The sequence below is a fragment of the Streptomyces sp. HUAS TT11 genome (assembly GCF_051553595.1).
In the GTDB taxonomy this organism is placed as follows: domain Bacteria; phylum Actinomycetota; class Actinomycetes; order Streptomycetales; family Streptomycetaceae; genus Streptomyces.
This window is the reverse complement of the sequence record NZ_CP196184.1, coordinates 955,944-975,345: the sequence shown is the minus strand read 5'-3', so window position 1 is coordinate 975,345 and position 19,402 is coordinate 955,944. Positions and strand designations below refer to the sequence as shown.

At 71.7% G+C, this 19,402-nt stretch carries 18 protein-coding genes; 7 read left to right on the top strand and 11 right to left on the bottom strand.

Features of this window, described 5'->3' with window-relative positions:
- Nucleotides 1–56: 56 nt before the first annotated feature.
- On the bottom strand, nt 57–815 hold the full coding sequence (locus tag ACSHXN_RS04635; protein WP_438302695.1) for a hypothetical protein: 759 nt from the start codon (nt 813–815) through the stop codon (nt 57–59).
- A 238-nt stretch (nt 816–1,053) separates the two neighbouring features.
- Between ACSHXN_RS04635 and ACSHXN_RS04630 the strand changes: the two genes are divergently transcribed.
- The 3 genes from ACSHXN_RS04630 (at nt 1,054) to ACSHXN_RS04620 (ending at nt 2,859) form a co-directional block, all read left to right on the top strand.
- Nucleotides 1,054–1,689, top strand: coding sequence for an SDR family NAD(P)-dependent oxidoreductase (locus tag ACSHXN_RS04630; protein WP_438302694.1), 636 nt, complete (start codon nt 1,054–1,056; stop codon nt 1,687–1,689).
- A gap of 491 nt (nt 1,690–2,180) precedes the next feature.
- Nucleotides 2,181–2,582, top strand: a complete 402-nt coding sequence (locus ACSHXN_RS04625) for a heavy metal-responsive transcriptional regulator (RefSeq protein ID WP_355137869.1) — start codon at nt 2,181–2,183, stop codon at nt 2,580–2,582.
- 133 nt (nt 2,583–2,715) lie between these two features.
- On the top strand, nt 2,716–2,859 hold the full coding sequence (locus ACSHXN_RS04620) for a hypothetical protein (protein ID WP_438302693.1): 144 nt from the start codon (nt 2,716–2,718) through the stop codon (nt 2,857–2,859).
- A gap of 345 nt (nt 2,860–3,204) precedes the next feature.
- Here ACSHXN_RS04620 and ACSHXN_RS04615 read toward each other — a convergent pair whose 3' ends face one another.
- The gene (locus ACSHXN_RS04615; protein ID WP_438302692.1) at nt 3,205–3,894 is read right to left on the bottom strand and encodes a winged helix-turn-helix transcriptional regulator; all 690 of its coding nucleotides are present in this window, start codon (nt 3,892–3,894) and stop codon (nt 3,205–3,207) included.
- Between the two features lie 133 nt (nt 3,895–4,027).
- Complete coding sequence (locus ACSHXN_RS04610) at nt 4,028–4,894, bottom strand: LLM class flavin-dependent oxidoreductase (protein WP_438302691.1); 867 nt, start codon at nt 4,892–4,894, stop codon at nt 4,028–4,030.
- Nucleotides 4,895–5,384: 490 nt separating this feature from the next.
- Between ACSHXN_RS04610 and ACSHXN_RS04605 the strand changes: the two genes are divergently transcribed.
- Together ACSHXN_RS04605 and ACSHXN_RS04600 are read left to right on the top strand one after the other, a co-directional pair.
- Nucleotides 5,385–5,525, top strand: coding sequence for a hypothetical protein (locus ACSHXN_RS04605; RefSeq protein ID WP_355137861.1), 141 nt, complete (start codon nt 5,385–5,387; stop codon nt 5,523–5,525).
- Between the two features lie 322 nt (nt 5,526–5,847).
- Nucleotides 5,848–6,354: a lamin tail domain-containing protein gene (locus ACSHXN_RS04600; RefSeq protein WP_355800055.1), complete on the top strand. Its 507-nt coding sequence runs from the start codon at nt 5,848–5,850 to the stop codon at nt 6,352–6,354.
- A 96-nt stretch (nt 6,355–6,450) separates the two neighbouring features.
- Here ACSHXN_RS04600 and ACSHXN_RS04595 read toward each other — a convergent pair whose 3' ends face one another.
- The 4 genes from ACSHXN_RS04595 to ACSHXN_RS04580 form a co-directional block, all read right to left on the bottom strand.
- Nucleotides 6,451–7,245: an SDR family NAD(P)-dependent oxidoreductase gene (locus ACSHXN_RS04595; protein ID WP_355800054.1), complete on the bottom strand. Its 795-nt coding sequence runs from the start codon at nt 7,243–7,245 to the stop codon at nt 6,451–6,453.
- Nucleotides 7,246–7,464: 219 nt separating this feature from the next.
- Nucleotides 7,465–8,721 (bottom strand): vWA domain-containing protein, encoded by a 1,257-nt coding sequence (locus ACSHXN_RS04590; RefSeq protein ID WP_438302690.1) that lies wholly within the window; start codon nt 8,719–8,721, stop codon nt 7,465–7,467.
- On the bottom strand, nt 8,718–9,974 hold the full coding sequence (locus ACSHXN_RS04585; RefSeq protein ID WP_356292454.1) for an AAA family ATPase: 1,257 nt from the start codon (nt 9,972–9,974) through the stop codon (nt 8,718–8,720). The genes ACSHXN_RS04590 and ACSHXN_RS04585 overlap by 4 nt, the downstream gene beginning before the upstream one ends.
- Before the next feature lie 72 nt (nt 9,975–10,046).
- Complete coding sequence (locus ACSHXN_RS04580) at nt 10,047–11,447, bottom strand: hypothetical protein (RefSeq protein WP_355142452.1); 1,401 nt, start codon at nt 11,445–11,447, stop codon at nt 10,047–10,049.
- A gap of 557 nt (nt 11,448–12,004) precedes the next feature.
- On the opposite strand from ACSHXN_RS04580, the gene ACSHXN_RS04575 reads away from it, so the two are divergent.
- Nucleotides 12,005–12,352 (top strand): DUF1330 domain-containing protein, encoded by a 348-nt coding sequence (locus ACSHXN_RS04575; protein ID WP_355142450.1) that lies wholly within the window; start codon nt 12,005–12,007, stop codon nt 12,350–12,352.
- Between the two features lie 89 nt (nt 12,353–12,441).
- Here ACSHXN_RS04575 and ACSHXN_RS04570 read toward each other — a convergent pair whose 3' ends face one another.
- Nucleotides 12,442–14,061, bottom strand: a complete 1,620-nt coding sequence (locus tag ACSHXN_RS04570) for a phosphodiester glycosidase family protein (protein WP_355142140.1) — start codon at nt 14,059–14,061, stop codon at nt 12,442–12,444.
- Nucleotides 14,062–14,343: 282 nt separating this feature from the next.
- Here ACSHXN_RS04570 and hemC point away from each other — a divergent pair, with 282 nt between their 5' ends.
- Nucleotides 14,344–15,279 carry a hydroxymethylbilane synthase gene (gene hemC / locus ACSHXN_RS04565; protein ID WP_356110201.1) on the top strand — a complete coding sequence of 312 codons (936 nt, stop codon included), beginning with the start codon at nt 14,344–14,346 and terminating at the stop codon, nt 15,277–15,279.
- Between the two features lie 96 nt (nt 15,280–15,375).
- Here hemC and ACSHXN_RS04560 read toward each other — a convergent pair whose 3' ends face one another.
- From ACSHXN_RS04560 to ACSHXN_RS04550, 3 genes are all read right to left on the bottom strand, one after another.
- Nucleotides 15,376–16,566, bottom strand: a complete 1,191-nt coding sequence (locus tag ACSHXN_RS04560) for an acyltransferase family protein (protein WP_356110199.1) — start codon at nt 16,564–16,566, stop codon at nt 15,376–15,378.
- 347 nt (nt 16,567–16,913) lie between these two features.
- Nucleotides 16,914–17,831 carry an SGNH/GDSL hydrolase family protein gene (locus ACSHXN_RS04555; RefSeq protein ID WP_355805857.1) on the bottom strand — a complete coding sequence of 306 codons (918 nt, stop codon included), beginning with the start codon at nt 17,829–17,831 and terminating at the stop codon, nt 16,914–16,916.
- Between the two features lie 250 nt (nt 17,832–18,081).
- Nucleotides 18,082–19,182: an NADH:flavin oxidoreductase/NADH oxidase gene (locus ACSHXN_RS04550; protein WP_356110196.1), complete on the bottom strand. Its 1,101-nt coding sequence runs from the start codon at nt 19,180–19,182 to the stop codon at nt 18,082–18,084.
- Between the last annotated feature and the right edge of the window lie 220 nt (nt 19,183–19,402).

The following is a 19,402-nucleotide window of genomic DNA, read 5'->3' as shown; positions in this document are numbered from 1 at the left end:
CGGTCGTCCGGAGACACGGTCTCCCGGGACCGGCGGGCGCGGCCCCATGCCGATGCTCACCCTGTCGAGGCGCCCACCGCTTCGTCCCAGGCGTGCGGGCTGCGACCGTGGTTCCTGTGGCCTGCGCCGAGCACGGACTTGAGCCCTGCGAGATACGGGGTGTCCGCCGGGAGCCGCAGCCGCGCCAGGAGTCGGAGTGCCGCCTTGGGTTCCAGTTGGCCGTAGACATCGTGGTATCCGGCGAGCAGGCCCATGTACAGCGGCGCATGCAACCGGGGGAGCCGGGCGGCGGCTTCGTACGCCCGCTCCTTCACCGCCCAGGGCACGGGGGCTGAGCAGGTCAGAACACGGCCGGCCCGTCGGAGCAGGTCGGCCGACCCCTCCCTGACGACGTTGTCGATGTCGTCCCCGAGCACCTCGGTGAAGGCCGTCGCCGAGGTGTCGTGATCCTCGAACCAGTCGACCCAGAGCGAGTAGGTGACGGGCTCGGCGTCGCGCTCCGCTTCGAGCCGGCGGCGATAGCCGTCCCACAGGACGTCGGCGGGGAGGGGCCCCTCCGTGCCGCGGTCCGCGAACCTGATCTCGCATGTCACCCAGTAGTCGTCGAGGAGATCCAGCAGTCCGAAGGCCAGCCGCACCCGCTCGGCCACGTCCAGGGGTCCGTCCGTGAACGCTTGGCCGGCCCAGGCGTGTGCGATCTCGCCGGCGGTACGCGGTCGGCCCGGCTCCTCGGCGTCGATCCATCCCTGACCCGTCTCGACGATGCCCCGCTCGCCGAGCCATCGCCGCGCCCTTTCGACGGCTTGCGTCTCCATAAGAGAAGTATGGCGACCATGGGGCCCTCCTACGCCCGACTGGCCGCAAGCCCGGCTCGATCGTCACGTTGCCCACCGTTTCCGCGCCTTTCCGGGCAGTCGGTGCGGCCCGGGTCGCACTCATGAGCGATACGCCGAGGTCGGCAGTTTTCGGCCGCCACCCCACTCCGTCAGCAGGTGTGTGCTTCGAATAATGGATCGAACTTGCAAAAATGCAGTAGCTCCATATGCTGGAGTCATGACTTCACTGAAAGACGCAACCGTTCTCGTCACAGGTGCCAACGGCGGTCTCGGGACCGCATACGTCGACGTCGCCCTCGAGCGCGGCGCCCGCCGCGTCTACGCGGCCGCGCGCAACCCCAGGAAGTGGGACGACGGTCGGGTCGAGCCCCTGGAGCTGGATGTGGCCGATCCGGCCTCCGTCGAGCGGGCCCGTGCTCAGGCCGGTGACACCACGATCCTGGTGAACAATGCCGCCGTCTTCCCGCGCGGAGATCTGCTGGACGCCCCGATCGACGACGTTCGAGCGACGATCGACGCCAACCTGCTGGGCCCGATCCTCACCACGCGCGCGTTCGCACCCGTGCTCCGCTCGGCCGAGGGGGCCGTCGTCAATGTCGGTTCGGTGCTCAGCTGGCTGGCGGTGGGCAAGGCCCACAGCGTTTCCAAGGCGGGACTCTGGATGGCCACGAACGCCTTGCGACTCGAACTCGCGCCGCAGGGTGTGCACGTCCTCGGGGTCTATCCCGGGCCGATCGACACGCCCATGCAGCCGGGTGACGATCGTGCGGGCATGAGCAAGCCGTCCGACATCGCCGCCGCCACGTTCGACGCATCGAAGCGGGCGAGTTCGAGCTGCTCCCGGACGAGATGACCAGGCGTGTGCACGGTGCCCTGTCCCAGCCCGTCACCGCCCTCTACCCGGCGCTCGCCTCGGAATAGCCCACGTGTCGGCCGCTGCCCGGCGGGGTCGCAGCTCGTGGACGACCCCAGCGAGGGCGACCGCGGCGGACATGCCGCCCCACGCCGAGGCGGTCCGCGCCGCCCACAGCCTGCGGTAGCCGGGGCGGAAGAGCGCCTGGCGCAAGCCGATCCGCTCCCGCCCCGGCCCGTCCCTGTTCAGCGGAGCTTCACCATCGTGCGACCGCAGCAGCAGATGGGGTTGCGGTCCCCACAGCGGCCGGACGCCGCGCCCCGGGTCACGGTGATCTCACAGCCGCAGTCCGCGTCCGGGCACCGGTACCTCTCACCCACGACAAGGGGCATGATCAGCCGCCTTTCCCTCGATCTGCTGATGGGTGCGACGCTAGAACCATCCCCCAGGGGCAAGGTCAAGCGACCAGGTGAACCGCACGGAGGTGGGTGATGACCACGACGATGACCGTGGGGCAGGCAGCCGAAGCGGCGGGCCTGACCCGCAAGGCGGTGCGCATGTACGAGTCCCGCGGCCTGCTGCCGCCCACGACCCGCACGGCAGCCGGCTACCGCCTGTACGGCCAGGACCACATCGACACGCTCACCTTCATCCGCCGTGCGCGCGCCCTCGACCTCAGCCTCGACGACATCCGCGAAATCCTCGCCCTGCGTCAGAGCGGCATACGCCCCTGCTCCGTCGTGCGCGACCTGCTGGACGCGCGCCTGGCCGAGATCGACCGGGCCATCACCGAGCTGACGGCCCTGCGCGCCACCTTGGTCACCGCCCGTGAGGCCACCGCATCCAGCGACGCCGCATCCGACGAACCGTACTGCCCGATCATCGAACGCTGAGCGGCCGGCAGCAGCTGGACGCAGCCGCATCAACCTCAGGCTGCGCATCGAGCTGCAGTGGGACGGGGAGTGTGAGAATTCCGAGATCCTCGAGATCCGTGATCTGCCCGACGGGCGTCGCGCGCCTTCTCCCGTGGCGCCCCAGGCGATCACCAACGCGGCGACGTGCCTCGAGTTTCCCGTGGCGGTGGCCCTCGCTCAGCTCGTGCCGCGGCTGCCGACGGGGCCGGCCTGGTGGTACGAGATCAAGCTCGACGGCCACCGCATGGTCCTGTGACGCACGGCCGAGGGCCGACGACTGCAGGCGCGGTCGGGACGGGACGTCACCGCGTGATCAGTTTCGAGGCTGCGCAGTCTCGCGCCGCCTCGGCGCCGGCGAGGGCACGGAGGCCGGCCGAGCGGCACCCGGCCCTGCTGGTGCCGGCGCTGCGGCCGAAGGCACTGGCGGTCCGTCTGGGTTGGACGGCTCGGACGGGGGAGCGGTCGCCCGTTCCCCGACGGGCACCCGTCTCCCGTGGTCGGTCGTCTCGCTCACGATCCGCTCGGATGGCCGACCGGACGAGGATGCGGCACCGCGGACTCCGCGTCGGCGGACGCCCCTTGTCGTCCTGCCCCCGCGGTCTCAATCGTCGAGGGCGGGCGATCGATCGGCGGGCGCGTCGGCCGGCGTTGCCTTGGAAGGACCGAACACGCGGATGAACGTGTCCAGGAGTTCACGCGGCCCGTCCAGCTTGACCAGCCCGCACTTGGCGGCCTGCATCAGCGCCAGGTAGGAGGGGAGATCGTCCGGCTGGAAGTCGATGACGAGGTCCGGCTTGTCCGCAGCCGGTCCGATGCCGGCGGTGAGCTGCCCTTCGGCGACGGCGGCGTGCACCTCGATATCGCCGGCGTGGATCTCCCAGGACGCGGCCAGCCCGGCCGCCGCGTGCGGGTCGAAGGCGGCTCGCAGCGCCATGACCACGGCCGAGGGCGTCACGATCTCCCCGGGCCGGGGCTCACCGAGCTGGGTGGTCCCCCAGCGGCCGAGGGCGCTGACGGCCGGTTCGAGGTCGTGCCCGGCGGGTGTCAGGGCGTAGAGGACGCCACGCTGCGGCGCGGGCGCGATGCGGCGCTCGACGATGCCCGCCTCCTCGAGTTCCTTGAGGCGTGTGGAGAGAACGTTCGTGGGAATGCCGGGCAACCCCTCGAACAGGTCGGTGTACCGCTGCGGTCGTACCGTGAGATCGCGGATGATCAACAGTCCCCAGCGTTCGCCCACCAGCTCCAGAGCACGAGCGAGGCCGCAGTACTGCCCGAAGTACCGACGTTTCATGTCTCAATTATAGCGAGGTTGTGAATATGCCCCATGCGTCCAATCCGTCATCCGGCTTGTAAAGATGAAGTGTGCGTCGGGCTGTGGGTGACGCTCCTGCCGCGGCGGGTTCTTGTGGTGCGATCGGTCTGCATCACAGGACGGGTGGACCCTGCTCGACCCGGCGCAGCACGGGTGTGAGCCGGTCGAGCGCCTCACTGGTCTGGATCTGCCGTTCATCCCACCAAGTGGCCCCCGCCTCGGCCAACGGGCCGACGACATCACGGGTCCTGGCGGCCTCCCCGCCAGGCGTGGCGCCGCCGAGCACGATGTCGAAAGGAGTGCCGGGCCGGCTCTCACGCTCCTTGTGGACGTACGCAACCAGCTCGCGGACCTGGTCGAGAGGTGGGACCTGGCCGTGCCTGGCGTCGGTGAACAGGGGGACCGCGCCGTCCCAGCGGGCCGCCCGGCGCATCGGCGCGCGGTTCGGCCAGAAGCCTGCGATCCAGACCGGCGGCCGGGGCCGCTGCACCGTGGCGGGCAGCAGCGTCACATCCCGGACCCGGTAATGGCGTCCGTCGTGGTTCACCGTCTCGCCCGACCAGTAGCGCTCCAGCAGGCCCAGGCCCTCGTCCAGCCGCTCGGCGAGCACCTTCGGGTCCGTGGTGTCACCAAAACTCGCGTACTCGTCCTTGATGGGCCCGCCCAGCCCCGCGCCGAAGACAACCCGACCACCGCTCACGGCGTCCAATGTGGCCACCTGGCGGGCGAGTTCCTGTGGGCGTCGTCGGGCCACCGGGGTGACCAGTGTCCCCAGTTTGATCCGGGAGGTGGCCACCGCCGCGGCGGTCAGCAGCATCCAGGGATCCGCGAAAGGCCTGTCCCCGTGCCTGCGGTGCACCACGTGATCCCACACGAACAGTCCGTCCCACCCTGCCTGTTCCGCCGCCACGGCCACCTTCGCCACGGTTCTGGGATCGGCGAAGTCACCGAAGTTGGGCATGTTGACCGAGAAGCGCATCCCCGCATCCTGCTGTACGGCGTCGGGGTCGGCAACCGGGAATTGCAGCGCCGGGAAACAGGGCCGCCGGTAGGTCCGCCACAGCCGGCGCCGGATCGCGGACCCGTGGTCGAAGACGGGTCACAGCCGGCTTCCGCGCGCGCCGTTCGGGGAGATCCGCGTGGTGGCGTTCGCGGCATCCGTCGTGCGGTACCGGCTTGCCTGTGCTCGGCGGAAAGTCGGCGTCGAAGGTTGCGCTCGGTGACGATCGGACCTTCGTGATCGACGCTCCGTAGTGCACGCCGTCCCTGGTCCGGCCCTGCTCAGCGCGGGGGGCCGTCGCCATCGTGGCGCCGCCTGCCCGGACGGGCTTGTGGCCAAAGGGATGCCACCCGTTCGGCCTACATGCTCGGGGGCCCTGGCGTGCGATGTACCCCGTTCGGACGCACGCTGAGTGTGAAGCCGTTGCCGATGCGCCGCAGCTGTGAGCGCTGCTCCGTCGGGAGGCACCATGATCGTGATAGCCCTGCTCGTCCCGGTGGTGCTTCTGTTGATGATGTTCGGGCTGGATGCACTGGAGAACGCCTTGTTCCCACCGCCCGAGCCACGCTCACCGGAGGCCACTGTCCCCGAACAGTCGCCTCCCGAGTGAGGTACTCCACGAAGAGTCGAGGACCCGGGCTGTTGTTACTCACTTTCGGGTGATGGCCGCGACGGTACGGGGGTGGTGTCCTGGCAGTCGCCGGTGAAATGCCGTCAAGTCGCCACCTCTGCCGTGTATGTGAACCATGCATCCGAGAGTCACAGGAATATGCATGATTCGTAACACAGCTTATGGGTTCACCGCATCCCCTGCATATGCGATCAAGGTGTGCGTGTGCGGCCGGCCGGTCGCACCTCACCACCTCGCACGACTCCGCTGCGCGGCCCGAGGGCCGTGCAGCGGGCGTGCGCGCATCCCGTAGGGAGAGCCCGTGTCCGTTTCCACTGTGACCGCTCGTCATCTGGCCGCTGCCGCTGTCGCGGCGGTGGCCGTCGCCGGGGCGGTCGTGCCGCCGGCATCCGCGGCCGACCACGGCCCGCGTTCGTACGAGCCGCGCGTCGAGATCAGCGATGTGCAGTTCGATGCCCACGGCCCGGGAGACCACTTCGGCCGTTCCCCGAACAGGGAGTGGGTCGAGATCACCAACACCGGCCGCCGGTCGGCGAACCTGGACGGCTGGACGCTGTCCGACGAGGACGGACGCACTTACACCTTCCACCACTACCGGCTGAGGGGACGCGCGGCCGTCCGCGTCCACACAGGCTTCGGCCGGGACAACCGGACCGACCTCTACCAGGACCGCCGGCATGCGTTGTGGGCGGGCCGCTCCGGCATCGCCGTCCTGCGCAACGACCGTGGCCGGTACATCGACGCCGTCACCTGGAACGGCGAGCGCCACCGCGAGGGCGGCCACCACCTCCACCACCAGGTCCGCTAGCGACGGCGTGCCGGTGACCGCCGCGGCGTCGCATCGGCCCACACCCGGCGGCGCGTCGGCCCTCGCGGGCGGACGCGCCGCCGACGGGGGGAGCCGTCACGGCAGGATGGAGTCCACGTAACCTCCGTCGACACGCAGAGCGCCGCCGGTGGTGGCCGAGGCCTGCTCGGAGCTGAGGTAGACGACCATATGGGCGATCTCCTCGGGCTCGATCAGCCGCTGGAGCAGGGACTGGGGCCGGTGCTCGCGCATGAAGGCACGCTGAGCCTCGTCCCAGGGCAGCTCACGGTCGACCAGTTCGTACACGAAGTCCTCGACGCCTCCCGTGTGCGTGGGGCCCGCGATGACCGAGTTCACGGTGACGCCGGTGCCCGCCGCCTGCTTCGCGAACCCCCGGCTCACGGCCAACAGGGCCGTCTTGGACATGCCGTAGTGAATCATCTCGGCGGGGATGACGACGGCGGAGTCGCTGGCGATGTACTGGACGCGACCCCAGCCGCGTTCCGTCATGCCCGGCAGACACATCCGGGTCAGCCGCACCGCGGCCAGGACGTTCACCTCGAAATAGCGCCGCCATTCGGCATCGGTGATCTCCAGGGGAGCCTTCGCTTCGAAGATTCCGAGGTTGTTGACGAGAACGTCCACTCGCGGCAGGAGTTCGACGGCTCGCCGTGCGCCCTCTTCGGTGCTCACGTCCGCGGCGACCGGCACCAGATCGGCACCGGGCACCTCCCGCACCATGCGGGCGACGCTGTCCTCCACGCGTCCGGCGTCACGTCCGTTGACTCCCACGCGGGCCCCGGCGCGGGCCAGTTCCACGGCGATCGCCGCGCCGATTCCCTGCGTGGAGCCGGTGACCAACGCCGTACGGCCCGTCAGATCGATCTGCATCTCGTCACTGCCCTTTCGTGTGCGTGCACCGCTCCGGTACCCCTGAGACCGCCTCGGCACATGGGACGGGCGGCTCGGACCCCCGAATGGCCGGTGGATGCCGCCTTCGGCGGTGGTGTACGCGGCACCCCCACCGTCGCGGCCGGCGGGAGCGCGGGCGCACGGAACGGTGCCGCCTCCCCGGTGAGGTCCCGAGCGGGGTTGACGTCCCGAGTCGGGTCATCGGGAGCCGTCGGCCGAGCCGATGGCCACCACCCGGGCCCAGTCGGGTGGTGGGTCCGGCACGTAGTCGGGATCGTTCTCGTTCCAGGAGGACGCCTTCCGCCCGGCGAAGAGGCCGACGACCGTACGGCACGGCGGCCTGGTGTCCGGCCAGGGCGTCTGCCCGTCGGTGAGGACCACGACGACATCCGGTGCGGGCTGTGTCCGGAGCGCCTTGGTGAAGCCCGAGCGGAGGTCCGTGCCTCCGCCTCCCACCAGCGGTATCCCCTCGGCACTGCACAGGAGGTGCGCGACACGGGCCGCCGCATCGCACGACACCACGGTGACCAGGTCCCGACGGCCGCCCACGGCGCGGGAGATGGCGGCCACCTCCAGGAGAGCGCTGCCCAGCTCGGTGTCACTGACCGACCCGGAGGTGTCGATGACCACACACACCCGGGGCGGCCTGCGCCGCAGGCTCGGCAGAACCGCGCCGGGCACAGCCGGCGAGCGGCGCGAGGGACGACCGTAGGAGTAGTCCTCGCCCGCACCCGCGCCAGAGGTCGCCGAGCGGACCGCCGCTCCCAGCAACTCGCGCCACGGCTGCGGTGGGTGGAAGGCCTCCTCCGCCCAACGCCGCCATCCCTTGGGGGTGTTGCCGGGCCGGGCGGTGATGCCCTGCGCCACCCGGAACCTGACCAGGTCCCGTTCCTGGTCGCTGAGTCCGTCCGCGCCGTCCGGTCCCAGATCCCAGTCCCGTTCCAGTCCGTCGGCGCCGCTGCCGCAGTCCAGCCAGGCCATGCTCTGCGTGCGCGGCCCGAGCCGGAACCGGCGCAGGTACTCCTCCATGAGCAGGCCCTCGCCCAGCCCCAACGCCCCGGGCCGTACGGCGCCCTTGGGCGAGGCGAGCCCGTCGCCGTAGATGTCGTCGTTGATCTCGCAGTCCGCGGCGATGTTCATCCGCAGCCGTTCGCCGGGGCCGGTGAGCCCGTGCTCCCTGGCGAACCGGTCACCCCGTCCGTGATGGTCGCGCAGCAGGTGCGACACCTCGTGCACCCACACCCCGGCGAGTTCCTCCACGGGAGTGCGGTCCACGAACGCCGGCGAGACATAACACCGCCAGTACCGGTCGACCGCCATCGTCGGCACCCACCGTGACTCCACGGTGTGCAGGGCGAACAGCGCGGTTGCCAGATAGGGCCGGACGCGGGCGGCATGCAGCCGGGCGGCGAAGAGCTTGTCGAGGTCCAGCACCCTCGATGCGACCGGACTCACCGTCCCGCCTTGGTGACGGCCGCGGTCCGGGCGGCCGCCTCGTCGGCCCGCCGGGACAGGGACACCACGCCGGTGAGCCGCTCGATCGACGCGGGAACGTCCCAGTCCTCGCGGCGCAGCGAGGCGAGTGTGCTCGCGGGGACCACCACCAGGTCCGGGGCTCCGGTCTCCGTCGCCCGGACCAGCAACGCCCACGCCGCGTCCCAACGAGCCCTCTCCGGGCGGCTGCGGACCGCCTCGACGACACCGTCGAGCACGGCTTGGCGCAGATCCCCCCGCTCGGGCAGAACGGCGCCCTCCGGGTCGGCGAGGAGCGTCTCGGGATCGGGGAGGTCCATCCTGTCCATGGCAGCCAGCAGCTCCAGTCCGGGGCCGTCCCCCACTGTGCCCCTGACCAGCAGCGAGAGGACTTCCCGTGAGGAGCCGGCGGCGGTCGCGAAGGCGATGAGACCCAGGGCCATCTCCCAGCTCCGGGGGGACGGCCAGGCACCGCCCCGGCGGGCCTCACTGTTCGGCAGCCGGTGCACGAGTCCGGGGCGGGCGGAGAGAAGCCCGCACACCGCACGGCGGGCCAGGTCGACCGCGTCCGGCAGCGCGCCCGGGTCGAGCCGGGGCAGTATGGCCCGGGGCCATGTCCCCCCGAGGCCGCGGATCACCACATCGTGGTCGTGGGTCCACTGGAGATGGACGAACCGGTTGGCCAGGGGCGGGCTCAGCTCCCAGCCGTCGGCCGCCGAGGAACGCGGGTTCGCCGCAGCCACGATGCGGACCCCGGGCGGCAGTTGGAGTGCACCGATCCTCCGCTCCAGGACCAGGCGGAGCAGGGCCGCCTGAACGGCCGGTGGCGCGGTGGACAACTCGTCGAGGAACAGCAGCCCCTTGCCGGCCCGTACCAGGCGCACCGCCCAGTCGGGCGGAGCCATGGGGACACCCTGCAGCGCGGGATCGGCTCCGACGACGGGCAGCCCCGAGAAGTCGGACGGCTCGTGCACACTGGCGATCACCGTGGTCAGCGGAAGCCGCAGGGCCGCGGAGAGCTGGGTCAGGGCCGCGGTCTTGCCGATGCCCGGCTGGCCCCACAGCAGCACGGGCAGATCGGCTGCCACGGCCAGGGTGAGGGCCTCCAGTTGGGTGTCGGGACGCGGTTCGGTGGTCGACTCCCGCAGCAGGGCCAGCAGGGCGTCGGCGACATCGAGCCGGGAGACGTGGGCGGAGTGCGTGGAGGTGCCGGACGGAGCGGCTTGGGTGTGCATGGGCATGTTCGATCACCTATGGGTTCGTGGTGAGTGAGGGAATGCGCGCGTGCGGGGGCCGAGGCCTCCGGGTCAGCGGGAGGTCGCCCGGCGCCGGCGCGGGCGGCGGTCGTGAGGACGGGGATGCCCCGGGGGGATGCGGCCGGGCCCCGGCCCGGCGAGTCCCGCCCTGAACAGTCCATAGGTGATCCGCCGGCGCGCTGCGGCCTCCAACGCGTCGCGCAGAGCCCCGCTGCGCAGCACCGCGTCGGGCCCCAGAAGGCCTTCGACGACAGCCAGCGCACCCGAGACGTCGCCGTGGTCGAGGCGTTCGCGGACGTCCGTGAGACAGTCTGGACGACGGTGTGCCTCGTCGATGGCCCGGAGACACGGAAGCGGAGCACCGGCCAGTGCGGCCAGGAGACCCTCCCGCCGGATCTCGTCCGGATCGTGGTCGAGCGCGGCGAGTTTCCCGTCCACCAGCCCGATCCGGTGCAGGGCTCCGCGGCACTCGACGAGGCGCGGTCGCCCCGCCCGGTCCGGAACCCGGGACGGATCGGGCGGCGACCAGCCCGGGACCAGTGCCGAGGCGACCAGCGGGTGCAGTCGATCGGGCTCGATCAGTCCGGCGCGCATCAGTTCCAGGTCGGGGAGCATCCAGGTGGCCGCATCGGGCAGCACCGGCAACGCGGATGCGCCCCGGACCGTCGATGCCGCCGCGATGCGGGGCACGGACGGTCCGTCGCCGGCCGTGTCCGCCGCGAGGTGAAGGACCAGCCGGTGCCCGGCTCCCAGCCGGACCCGGACGCCACCGGTTCGCCGTCCCTCCGCGCGGAGCAGGATCCCGGCCTCGGCCGCCCATCGGCCGACGGCGCAACGCTGCCCGGACGGCACCAGCCCGAGCGGATCCGGGTCCTCCTCGGGGCGGCCGTCGAGGGGCGGCCGATCGGCTCCCGACCGAAGACGCAACTCGTCGGTCCTGCGCGCGTCCCACAGATGGCGGTGCAGGTCGAGACGGTGGCGCGGACTGGGACGGGCATGGGGATGTGGGCAGTCGGCCGCCTCGGAGGCGGATCCGTCCCACAGCGCGAGGCTGATCCGCTGGCCCGCGTCCGCCCAGGCCGGCGGCGTCCGGACCACGAGGTGCACCGGCTTCCCGCCTTCGGTCGCGGGCTCGTACCGAGCCAGCGCGACGGTCAGGCCGGGGCGCAGCAACCCGTCGGGAGCGATCCTCGGCAGATGCCAGCGCAGCAGGTCGGGTGCCAGATGGCGGAGGTCGTCCCGGATCCGGGCGGTCAGTTCCCGGCCGTGGCTCCGTGCCGTGGAACGCAGATCGAGATCGACGTCGATGTGCGCCGCGGCACACGCACCGGCCCAGTCCCCGACGCGCCGGCGGACGCCGGCAGTCTCGATCATGGAGGGCGGCACGGCGAACTCGCGCACACGCAGCCAGAGAGAAAGGCGTGGATCCTCGTACGCGGTCTCGGTGAGCATCAGCGCTCACCTTCCGCGGACGGGACCCCCCATCCGTCAACACAATGAGTTGTCATCGGCTGGAGAGTACCCGCGGTCGCCGTGCGCCGCCAGATGATTTCCGGCGGGGGCCCTCGCCGTCTTCCGCGCCCCCTGTCGCGGGCCGGCTCATGTGCGGACGCAGCGCTGAACGTCCGCTTGCGTTCGTGGAGTTCGCCCTCGGTGGTGTCGAACGGGGCCACGCGGAGCCGGCCGGCGGCAGGGTGCGCGGCGCAAGGCAGGCACCGGTCGCCGACCGCGCCGTATGCCGTGGGCGGAGACCTGTGCGGCGTCTCGCGTGCTCAACTCGACGAGGCCCAGCGGCCGTGGACCGGCCGCATCCGTCATCCTGCCCGGGAACGCGCGCAAGGCGGGGGCATGTGCACGTTCCAGCGCGGGCGGGTCGGGGTCACGTCCCTCGAAGCGAGGGCGGCCAACGGGCGGGGCCGTGGGCCTCCTTACCCGACAGGTCATCGACCCCGCTGCGTCCGCGTGCCACGATCGTCGCCGTACGGAGCCCGACCGACCGGAAGGACGCCATGCCCGCCTACGCGATCGCTCATCTGCAGGAGGCATCCCCGCACCCGGAGATCGCCGAGTACATCGAGCGCATCACCGCCACGTTCGAGCCGTTCGGCGGTCGGTTCCTCGTGCACGCCACCCGGCACGAGGTGATGGAGGGCGACTGGCCCGGGCACGTCGTGGTGATCGCCTTTCCGGGCATGGACGAGGCACGGGCCTGGTGGGACTCGCCCGCATACCGCGAGATCGCGCCACTGCGCTCGCGGCACATCGAGGGGGACATCATCCTGGTCCCCGGCGTCGCCGAGGGCTATGACCCGGCCGTCACCGCGAGGGTGTTGCGCGAGTCCCTGTCCGCTCGGTGACCCACCGGCCCGGCCCGCGTGTTGTGCCCCGCGGCGGGCGGCTGCCCTCGGCCGTCGGCCGGTCGAGGGCAGCCGCCCGCCGCGCCGTGTCAGTGGGTCCGGCCGGGCAGGATCTGGATGGTGCCGCCGACCGCCCGCTCGCCGGCGGCGTCCGACGGGCGGTTGACGAGGGAACCGTTGACGGCCATCGCGGTGGAGCCGCCTCCGTCGAGGTTGATGGCGTCGACGGCGCCGAGCGAGCGCATGAAGGAGGCCGCCTCCTGCAGGGTGAAGCCTTCGCTGCCACCGCTCTGCCGGCCGTCCACCGTGGCCAGGATCAGCCGGCCCCTGGCGTCGACACCGGCCATGGTGCGCGGCTGACGGCTGTTCGCCCAGGCGTACCCGAAGGACAGGTCCTGCGGGTCGACCACACCCTCGGCCGCCGCGTCGATGTTGACGCGGCCGCGACTGACGAGCGTCGGGGCGGCGCTGACGATGCTGTCGTCGCTGTCGAGCCCGACGCGCTTGCCCGCCGTGTCGCGGATGACCTCGTCCACGCCGACCCGCTGTCCGGGGCGGGCGTGAGCGGTGAGCCAGTCCGCTGCCGAACCGATGGCCTGGAGCACCGTGCCGTGGGCCGGGACGGCACCGCCCCGGGAACCCGCCGACACCACGCGGCCGTGGTCGTCCAGCACGACCTGCGTGCCGGGTCCGGTGGGCAGCGGCGCGCCGAACTCGCCGGTGAACAGCACCAGATCATCGGCCGTGTGACAGGTGACGTCCTGCCAGGGCAGCGCGCTCGGGGTCGCGCCAGGGCGCCCGCAGTCCCGGATGAGACCGGGAACACGGTTGATGCCCTGGGCCTGATGGGCGGATCCGCCCGCGCGCACCGTGACGGTCGTCGTCAGGTCCGCCACGCGGGCGTGACGACCGCCGTCCTCCAGGATCAGTGCCGCCCGCGATCCCGCGGCCATCGACTCGAGCTCACCGTGGTCGGCGCTGATGCCCGCCTGCGTTCCCTGGACTCCGTCCGCGTCGGAGGTGATGAAGAACCCGGCGTTGACGCCTACCAGGGAGCCCAGTCCGGCGGCGACGGACGAAGTGGTCACGCGTCGCGCGACGTTCCCGTCATGGGTGCCCTCGACGGTGCCCCGGAACGTACGCGGATCGACGACCGCGACGTGCACGTTCTCCCGGTCGGCCGGCTGCTCGGCGTCGTAGCCCGTCCAGTCGACGGCGGTGTGGAAGCCCGCCGCGGTGATCGCCTGTGCGGCGCTCGCTGCCGCCGCCTGGGTGGCGTACGAGCCGACCCGCACCCGCAGGCCCATGACGCCTCGCGGGGTGTCGGCGTAGTCGGGCCAGCGCACCGTCTCCACCCGCGGCTCGAAACCGCCCGAGCGCAACCCGCTCGCGGTGGTGTCGGCCCAGGACCGCGGCCCGACCGCCGCCCAGGTCGCGGCGCCGCTGAGGCGGCCGGTCGCCGGGGCCTGGACGGTGACCGTCCAGACCGGCGCGGCGTCGGCGTTCTCGATGGTGGCGCTGCGTACCTGCACGCCCGGAGCGATGGTCTGTGTCGTCCACGTGATCGCGTCCGTTGCCGGTGCGGCGGCCGCGGACCGGGGAGCGGCCTCCGCCGTCCCCCAGACGCCTCCCGCGGCGACGACGGCGCATACGGTGGCGGCGCCCAGCAGGACTCGTGCGCGCGCGGCAGACCGGTGCTTGTGGCCCATGGCATCCTCTCGTTCCCACGGCGAGTGACCGCACGGGCCGAGCCCTTCCGGCCACTTCTTCCCCTTGATCACAACCGGCCGGCGGAGCGGCTTCCGTGCTCGGCAGTGACGTCCCAGGGAACACTCGAAGAACAGATGTACGGCCGCCCTGGGCGCTGCGCCGCACGCCGACGCCGCCTGCGATCCCGGACTCCGCCGAGTGCCGACCGGCCCGCCGCGGCCTCGGGGTGGGCCTTCTCGATGCCGCTCGGCGGCCGTGGCCGACCGGTTATCGTGTACGGCATGCCTGCGCACGACCTCATCCGTATCGTCTCCCGCGACTCGCCCATGGCCCTGGCCCAGGTGGAGCGCGTGCGCAGGGAACTCGCCGCACTGCACCCGGGCATCCGTACGGAGGTCGTGCCCGTCAGGACCACCGGGGACAAGTGGATGGGCGATCTCTCGCAGGTCGAGGGCAAGGGCGCCTTCACCAAGGAGGTCGACGCGGCACTGCTGGCCGGTGAGGCGGACCTGGCCGTGCACTGCATGAAGGATGTGCCGGCCGACCGGCCGCTGCCGGCCGGGACCGTGTTCGCCGCGTTCCTCGAGCGGGACGACATCCGTGACGCCCTCGTCCATCCCGACGGGCTGACTCTCGACGAACTCCCCGCCGGAACCCGCATCGGCACCTCGTCGGTGCGGCGGATCGCCCAACTGGCCGTCTCCCGGCCGGACCTGACGTGTGTGCCGATGCGCGGCAACGCCAACCGCCGGCTGGCGAAACTCGCCGAGGGCGAGGCCGACGCGCTTCTCCTTGCCGTGTCCGGCCTGGACCGCATCGACCGCCGGGACGCGATCAGCGAAGTGCTGCCGCCCGAGACGATCATGCCGCCCATCGGCGCGGGCATCCTGGCCCTGCAGTGCCGCGAGAACGACACCGAGCTGATCGACACCGTGAGCGGCCTCGGAGATCCCGACACCCATCGCGAGGCCACCTCCGAGCGCATGTTCCTGCACGTCCTGCAGGGCCACTGCAACTCGCCGATCGCCGGATACGCCAGGGCCACGCCGAACGGCGACCTCTCCTTGAGGGCATGTGTGTTCACACCCGACGGCAAGACCGTCCTCAACGCACACGAGTGGGCGGGGCGTCTGGACCCGGCCACCCTGGGCACATCGGTAGCCGTCACGCTCCTGCGCCAGGGAGCGCGGGAACTGATCGACTCCATCCCTCACTGAGCCTCGGTCGGCCGCGATCGGGGAGCACCGGCAGCACGGCGCCCGGACCGCGGGCGGCGCGCGGCCCCGCCCCGACGGCCGGGACCGCGGCCGGCCTCAGTCGCGAGCCGAGGCCGTGGAGTCGGACACGGCGGGAACGGACTTGGAGCGGGCCGCCGGTGGTTTCGGCCGTGTCCCGGAAGAACGCCGCCTGCGCAGCAACAGCCGTCGTGCGGGCCGCTCCACCGCCTCGTACAGGACCCAGGACAGGCCGAGGGACACGGTGAACGCGAGCGTCGTCGCGCACAGGCCCCCCACCACGCCGTAGCGAGGTGAGGTGCCGAGCAGGTGGGTGCCGGCCTGCAGCACGAGAAGATGCACCATGTAGAAGGCGAACGACAGCTCCCCGAGCCGTACCAGCCGCCGATGCCGCCACAGGGACGGCAGGCCGCGCAGGTCCGCGACGGCGGCCGCCGGGATGAGCAGGGCGAAGCCGACGATGGTGCAGGCCGTGGCCGGGTAGCCGGGGGTGACCTGGGGGACGAAGAAGTAGCCGACGACGGCCAGGGCGAGCGAGGCCTCAAGGCCGGGGCCGCGCCACCGTCCGAGAAGCACCAGGCGGGCGACTGCGGCTCCGAGGACGAACTCGGGCAGTCGAGCGGCGGGGAAGGAGTTCACGGTCTGGCCCAGCCAGTGGTGGGCGTCCGCCCAGGCCAGAACCGTCACCGCCAGTACCGAGGCCCCGGCGACCGCCGCCGACCCTCGGACATCGAGCCGGCGCAGCAGCAGAGCCAGCAGCGGGAAGAGGGCGTAGAAGAAGGCCTCGCAGGCCAGCGACCAGCTGACCGGGTCCAGCGTCTGCCACCAGGGACGCCACCAGGAATGCACCAGAAGGACATTGGCGAGTGCCTGGTGCGCCGTCGGCATCTCCCGATGGTCCAGCGTGTATGCCATGACCAGGGCGATCGCGGCGGTGGCCAGGTGGACGGGGTAGACGCGTGCGATGCGCCGCCGCCAGAAGGCGGGTGCCCGGTCGTTCGGCCGCGCCGACCACATCAGGACGAACCCGGACAGCACGAAGAAGAAGGACACCCCTGTCGCGCCGGCGTCGAACGCCCACGTCATGATGTCGCCGCCGGTGCCTGCGAAATAGCCGAAGTTGCGCACGTGCAGCCCGAAGACCAGCAGCGCGGCCGCCCACCGCAGTCCTGTGAGCGAGGGCAGCGTCGCCGTCGAAGCGGCCGGAGGGTTTCTGGCGGTGGTCGGTGCGGCCGACGGTCGTCTGGCCACACTGGTCGCCGTCGTCATCGTCTCACCTGCCTGGGCGCGTTCGTGCTGAGCATGAAGGGGAACGTTGCCCGTTCCTCTCCTTTCATTCCGGTTCTCTAGCAAACATCACAGTCAGGGCGACGAGGGCCGCCGGCCGCCGCATCCACACGGGGGGAGGACACCCGAACGGCCCAGTGGTCGGCGGCCGGGGATCCCGAGGGCGGGCAGATGCGGGCTCGCGCCGCGCCTGCCCGGGAGACGGTTCCGCGTCACCGGTCCGATGCCGGACCGGTGACGCGGACGAGTGAATCGGAGATCGGCCGGATCCCCGGGCGTCGACGCGCCTCACGGGGACGACCCGGCACGGCCGGGGCGGACGGATCCGCTCAGTGGTGCCCGTGCCTCTTGCCCAGGCTCGCCAGCACGGCACGCGCCATGGCTTCCTCACCCTTGGCATTGGGATGGGCGGGTGCCGCGGGAGAGGCCGGCTGCAACGGTTCGATCCACCGGTCGCCGGGCGCCTTGCACATGTCGTGGCCACGCGTGGGCGCGTAGGTGTCGACGTACTCCGCGCGGTTCCACGCGGCCACCACGCGCAGCATCAGATTGAGCCCCTTCTCGGTGTCCCGCAGGTAGGAGAAGTCCTTGGCCGCGAAAGGCACCGAGGGGGAGCAGCCGCTGCCGTCGTCGGGCAGGAGGTCCGGGTAGCCGACGACGAGGACCCGCGCGTGCGGCGCCCTCGCGTGTACGGCCCGCAGCACGCGGTCGACCTTCGGTGCGGTCTGCGCGATGGCCACCGTGAGCCGGTCGACCCCCGACGAGGCGTAGTAACGGCGGCAGGGGTCGCCCGTCGGGTCCTGGGCGGCGAGCCCGACACAGGTGGAGATGATGGAGCCGAAACCGATGTCGTTGCCGCCGATCTGAAGCGTCACCAGATCGGTGTCCCGCCCCACCGCGTCCAGCTGGGGACCATTGGTGCCCTGTGCCGTCCACATCTCGGCGGTCGTCGCCCCGCCGCAGCTGACGTCCTTGAACGCCGTCGTCTTCCGGGCAGTTGCGACGATCGAGGGGTAATTGTGGTCGGAGCGGGCGCAGTTCGCGTCCACCTGCTGCGGGATGAGGGGTCCCGAGGTGTAGGAGTCCCCGAGCGATGTGTAATGCGTGCCGCGGCCGGGTGCCGCGCCGTGCGCCGCGGCGGGCACCGCGGAGACGGCGAAGAGGGCACAGGCGCCGAGCGCCGCCCCCGCGGTGACCGGGAATCGACGGCGTCTCGCCGCTCCGCCCGGTTGTCCGTCCTTTGCCATGACGATCCTCCCCCTGAGGCCGTGACGTCGCGCGGGGCCACTCGGAGAGCGGCCCTCGCGCGTTCGACTGGGCTTGTATACCGTCCGGTATGTCTCAAGGGCCAGAGGCGGGAACCGGGCAGCTGCGGGGGAGACGGCACGGCGGACCGAACCGCGGCCTCAGGAGACGCGGCCGGGACCGCCGCGGGGGAGGACTTTTGTCCTGTCGGGCGCGGGGCTCGGGCGGGGTCGGGGACCCCGCCCGAGAGGATCACGCGCGGTGGTACTGCGTGGGCGAGGCGACCTCGCCGCCGAGCTCCTCGGCGGCGTGACGTGCCCAGTACGGGTTGCGCAGCAGTTCCCGGGCCAGCAGTACGGCATCGGCCCGGCCGGAGGCGACGATCTCCTGGGCCTGGGCCGGCTCCGTGATCATGCCGACCGCGGCCACGGGCATCCCCGTCTCGGTGCGGACGCGCTCGGCGAAGGGCACCTGGTAGCCGGGGCCGGTCACGATCTTGGCGTCCGGGACGTTGCCGCCGGTGGAGATGTCCATCAGATCCACTCCGCGGGCCTGGAGCTCCTTGGCGAATCGGACGGTGTCGTCCGCCGTCCACCCCTCCCGGCCGTCCTCGGGGTTCTCGGTGAGCCAGTCCGTGGCGGAGATCCGGAAGAAGACCGGCAGGTCGTCCGGCCAGACGGCGCGCACGGCGTCCACGACCTCCAGCGCGAACCGTGTGCGGCCCTCGAACGAGCCGCCGTACTCGTCCGTGCGCTGGTTGCTGTAGGGGGACAGGAACTGGTTGATCAGGTAGCCGTGGGCTCCATGGATCTCGGCGACCTCGAATCCGGCCGCGCGTGCACGCTCGGCGGCCTCCGCGAACTCCCGGACGATGCCGCGGATGCGGTCCGTGGTGAGTTCCTCGGGGGTCGTCGACGCCGGGCCGAAGGGGAGTGCGCTGGGGCCGACGGGGGTCCAGCCGTGGGGCTCGTCGGGGCTGATCGGGCGCCCGCGGTCGACCCAGGTGCGCTCGGTGGAGGCCTTGCGCCCGGCGTGGGCCAGCTGGATACCGGGGACGGTGCCCTGCGTCTTCAGGAACGCGGTGATGCGCTGGAAGGCGGCGACCTGGGTGTCGTTCCAGATGCCCAGGTCATAGGGGGAGATGCGTCCCTCGGGGCTGACGGCCGTGGCCTCGGTGATGATCAGTCCGGTACCGCCGGAGGCGCGCGCGGCGAGGTGGGCGAAGTGCCAGTCCGTCGGGACGCCGACCGCTTCGCCCTCCGGCGCCGCACTGTACTGACACATCGCCGCCATCCAGATGCGGTTGGGGACGGTCAGTGACCTGAGGGTGTACGAGGTGAAGAGGGAGGTCAACTCGATGACTCCTAGTGCATGCCGGTGAGCGGGGCCCGAGTGCGTGACCCACACCCGTGCCGTTGACGTCCAGAATAATTGCATGCGCTTGCTATTTATTCCGCCCGCAAGCGGCGTGCGCATCCGAAGCGGGAGCGATGTGCTCGATCGGGGGTGCCCCGAGTGCGGCCGGTGGGCCGTCACGTGACACTGACAGCGACGAGCGAGGCACCGTGAGCGA